Genomic DNA, 3,505 nt, shown 5'->3' on the forward strand with positions numbered 1-3,505 from the left:
GTCTCGCGCGAATCGTGGCGATAGACGCCCTGAACGCCGCCGTGCGACTTGTTGGTCGAAACAATCTCCATCATCGAACTCCAGGCGGAAAGGCAAGCGGAACAAGCAGCAAAGGAATGCGCCGGGGAGCCCTTGCGGGGCGCTCCGACGCTGTTGTCGTCGCTGGAGTCGGTTGCGATTCGGGTGCATCGCAACCGACTCCAGATTCCTTTGTTCTCGCAGCGTTTTTGCGAAAAACCGGCGTCCACTTTTTCGCACGCTGCTCCAGGATGGCGAGGCGAAAGGCGTTAGGCGGCGGCCAGTTTGCCGGACGCCTTGGCGACATGGGTGGCGATCGCGTCCATCAGCGGCGGCGACAGGCAATCGTAGGGCGTAAGGCCAAGCTCTGTCAGGCGCGCGCGCACCTCGCCCATGCGGGACGGCGGGAAGCCGGATTCGATGATCGAGGACACGAAGGCGGCGAAGCCCGGCGCGGCCCAACCGTCTTCCGACGACAGTTCGGTATGGACGAAATCGAGGCCATAGAACGGATGGTTCTTGTTTTCGATGCGGCCGTACATATGGACGCCGCAATCCTTGCAGGCGTGGCGCTGGATCGTCGCGCTGGCGTCCACGATATGCAGCTTTTCCGGATGCGCCGTCACGGTGACGTTTTCGCGCGGCGCGACCGCGACGACCGAGAAATTGGCGCCGGCCGGCTTCCAGCATTTGGTGCAGCCGCAGGCATGATTATGCGCCGTATTGCCGCTGATTGTGACTTCGACCTGGTCATGGGCGCATTTGCAGCGGAGCTTGCCGCCGGCGAAATCGGCGCGGCCGGGCCGAACGCCATTATCGACTGAGGGGTGAATAGATACTGCCATGGCTTCCTCCTCGGGTTTTTGCGGAGCCCCGGAACAACCCGAATGTTCCGGGCGCAGACGGCCGACGCTGCGGGCGTCGGCCGAATGGGTCGATTGCGGTTAGTGCGGCGGCGGGGCGGCGGAAATTTCCTCGCCGAAAAAAGTCGCCGCGCGGCGCCAGGATTCGTCATTGTCGCCGCGGAAGGTCGATTGCCAGTAAGACAGCCGCCGTCCGTCGGCGGCGTCGAACAGGCCGAGCCAGACATTGGAGGCCATGGCCGAGACATTCTGCACGGCGCCGGCCAGCACATAGGCCGCGCCGAGGTCACGCGCGCGGCGCAGCACGCAGGCGGTGTCGCCGATCATGAAATCGGCCAGCAGCGGGTCCGGCGCGATGGTGCGATAGACCCCCTTCTGGTCGATGGCGGAGCGAAGCTCCCGCAGCATCAGCTCCATATGGTCGGCGTGGGCGGCGCAGCGGGCGTCATCTTCGTCATCGGCGAAGGCGAAAGGCATGACGAGCAGGGGCGTCGGCGCGACTCCGCCGGAAAGACCAAAGGAAGCAAGCATCGCGGGCAAGCCCACGGCGGCAAGCCATAGCGCGCTCATTCAGGACTCCAAATAGTGATGCTCACAAGTATTGACAGCCTGCTGTCTTGAAGACTTGACGCCAACACGCGGTAAGTTGCGCGTCAAAACTATAGTCTGTCGATTATGGCATAAGGCCCCGAGGCGCGCAGTCGGCCTCGCCTTAAAAATCTCTTATGATTTTCACATTGACGCCTTAGCAAAGGTTTATGAATAATCTTGGCATGGGAAGTAGTTTTCAAGTTTATGCTGCTTTGCGGCGCCGTCCAGTGCTCTGGGCGGCCTTTTGCGCTTTTTGGCTTTCGGCGGCGTCGACGAACAGCGCCGGCGCGCAGCAAGGCGGGTCGGAAAAACTCAAGATCGACATCGGCTATATTGCGACTGCGAAGCCGCCCCTGCCGCTTTACGATCTCGACGCCATTCCGCCGGATCAAGGCGTCAAGGGGGCGGAGCTGGCGATCTCCGAAAACAACACTACCGGCGCCTTCACGGGTCAGGCCTTCGCGATCGAAGCCGCCTCGGTCGCGCCGGGCGAATCGCCGGTCGCGGCGGCGCGCGCGCTGGCCGACAAGGGCGTGCGCCTGTTCATCGCCGATCTGCCGGCCGCCGAATTGGTCCAGCTCGCCGACGCGCTGCGGCCGACAGGCGCGCTGGTCTTCAACGTCTCGGCCACGGACGACAAGCTGCGCGGGGCGGATTGCCGCGCCAATCTGTTTCATGTCGCGCCGAGCCGCGCCATGCTGACCGACGCGCTGGCGCAACTGCTGCTGGCGCGGCGCTGGCCGCGCGTCCTGCTGGTGACCGGGCCGGGCGAGGCGGACGGCGCCTATACGGCGGCCTTCCGCGCCTCGGCGAAGAAATTCGGCCTGAAGATCGTCACGGACAAGGCCTGGACCTTCGGCCCGCTGGCGCGGGCGCGCGGCGACAGCATCACCGAAGCCGAGGCGCTGACTTTTGCGCGCGGCGGCGATTATGACGTGATTGTCGTCGCCGACGAGGCCGGCGATTTCGGCGATTACATCCTGTACCGCACGTCCGATCCGAAACTGCTGTTCGGCACCCAGGGGCTGGTTTCGACCTCCTGGAGCCCGGTTCACACCGCCTGGGGCGCGGAGCAATTGCAAAGCCGCTTCCTGCGCCTCGCCAATCGCACGATGCGGCCGGTCGATTATCAGGCCTGGATGGCGGTGCGGGCGATCGGCGACGCCGCGCAGAACACGAAAAGCGCCGATCCGGCCGCGATCCGCGCCTTTCTCGACGGGCCGGATTTCAATCTGGCCAATTACAAGGGGGCGCCCGGCAGTTTCCGGCCGTGGGACCAGCAATTGCGGCAGGTTCTGCTGCTGGCCCAGCCGAGATCCATTGTCGGCGTGGCGCCGCAGCCGGGATTCCTGCACCAGCGCACGGTGCTGGACACGCTCGGCGCGGACCTGCCGGAAACGACCTGTCACTTCAATTAGGCGCGGCGGCGCGAGGAGCCTGGAATGCGAGGCGTCAAGGTTTTGGGCAAGGTTTGGGGACTGCTGGCCCTGTCCGGCCTGTGCGGGCTGCCGGCGCCGGCTGCGGCCTATCAGGTCTATGTGACCAATGAGAAGAGCAACGATGTCAGCGTGATCGACACCGACAAGCTGGCGGTGGTCAACACCTTCAAGGTCGGCCGCCGGCCGCGCGGCGTCCTGGTCAGTCCGGACGGCAAGAACCTCTATATCTGCGCCAGCGACGACGACGGGATCGACGTCATCGACACCGCCAGTCTGAAGCCGCTGCGCACGCTCGAATCCGGCCGCGACCCGGAGCAGTTCACGATGAATCCCTCGGGCAACCTGCTCTATATATCCAATGAGGACAATTCCGAGGTCACGGTGCTCGACGTCGAGAAGAACCAGATCGTCGCCCGCGTGCCGGTCGGGGTGGAGCCCGAGGGCATGGCGCTGAGCCCGGACGGCAAGATTCTGATCAATACGTCCGAAACCACCAGCATGGCGCATTTCATCGACGCCCATACGTTCAAGATGCTCGACAGCGTGCTGGTGGACAAGCGCCCGCGCGTCGCGGTCTTCAACAAGGACGGCTCC

General features: G+C 64.3%; 5 protein-coding genes. 2 read left to right on the plus strand and 3 right to left on the minus strand.

Annotation, left to right across the window (positions count from 1 at the left end):
- From ACE3S9_RS16735 to ACE3S9_RS16745, 3 genes are all read right to left on the minus strand, one after another.
- Positions 1 to 248 (minus strand): hypothetical protein (locus ACE3S9_RS16735; RefSeq protein ID WP_374547611.1); only part of this gene is annotated, 248 nt, incomplete at its 3' end.
- A gap of 39 nt (positions 249 to 287) precedes the next feature.
- Positions 288 to 863, minus strand: a complete 576-nt coding sequence (gene gfa, locus ACE3S9_RS16740; protein ID WP_374547612.1) for an S-(hydroxymethyl)glutathione synthase — start codon at positions 861 to 863, stop codon at positions 288 to 290.
- A 99-nt stretch (positions 864 to 962) separates the two neighbouring features.
- Positions 963 to 1,451: a DUF2380 domain-containing protein gene (locus ACE3S9_RS16745; protein ID WP_374547613.1), complete on the minus strand. Its 489-nt coding sequence runs from the start codon at positions 1,449 to 1,451 to the stop codon at positions 963 to 965.
- A gap of 248 nt (positions 1,452 to 1,699) precedes the next feature.
- Here ACE3S9_RS16745 and ACE3S9_RS16750 point away from each other — a divergent pair, with 248 nt between their 5' ends.
- Together ACE3S9_RS16750 and ACE3S9_RS16755 are read left to right on the plus strand one after the other, a co-directional pair.
- Positions 1,700 to 2,890: an ABC transporter substrate-binding protein gene (locus ACE3S9_RS16750; RefSeq protein ID WP_374547614.1), complete on the plus strand. Its 1,191-nt coding sequence runs from the start codon at positions 1,700 to 1,702 to the stop codon at positions 2,888 to 2,890.
- Positions 2,891 to 2,914: 24 nt separating this feature from the next.
- Positions 2,915 to 3,505: beta-propeller fold lactonase family protein (locus ACE3S9_RS16755; protein ID WP_374547615.1), on the plus strand; the 591-nt coding region annotated here is incomplete at its 3' end.

The organism is Rhodoblastus sp. (assembly GCF_041915505.1).
GTDB lineage: Bacteria > Pseudomonadota > Alphaproteobacteria > Rhizobiales > Beijerinckiaceae > Rhodoblastus.

Excerpts from the sequence above, each read along its gene's own strand:
- ACE3S9_RS16745 (WP_374547613.1), bottom strand. The coding sequence starts at position 1,451 with ATGAGCGCGCTATGGCTTGCCGCCGTGGGCTTGCCCGCGATGCTTGCT.
- gfa (WP_374547612.1), bottom strand. The coding sequence starts at position 863 with ATGGCAGTATCTATTCACCCCTCAGTCGATAATGGCGTTCGGCCCGGC.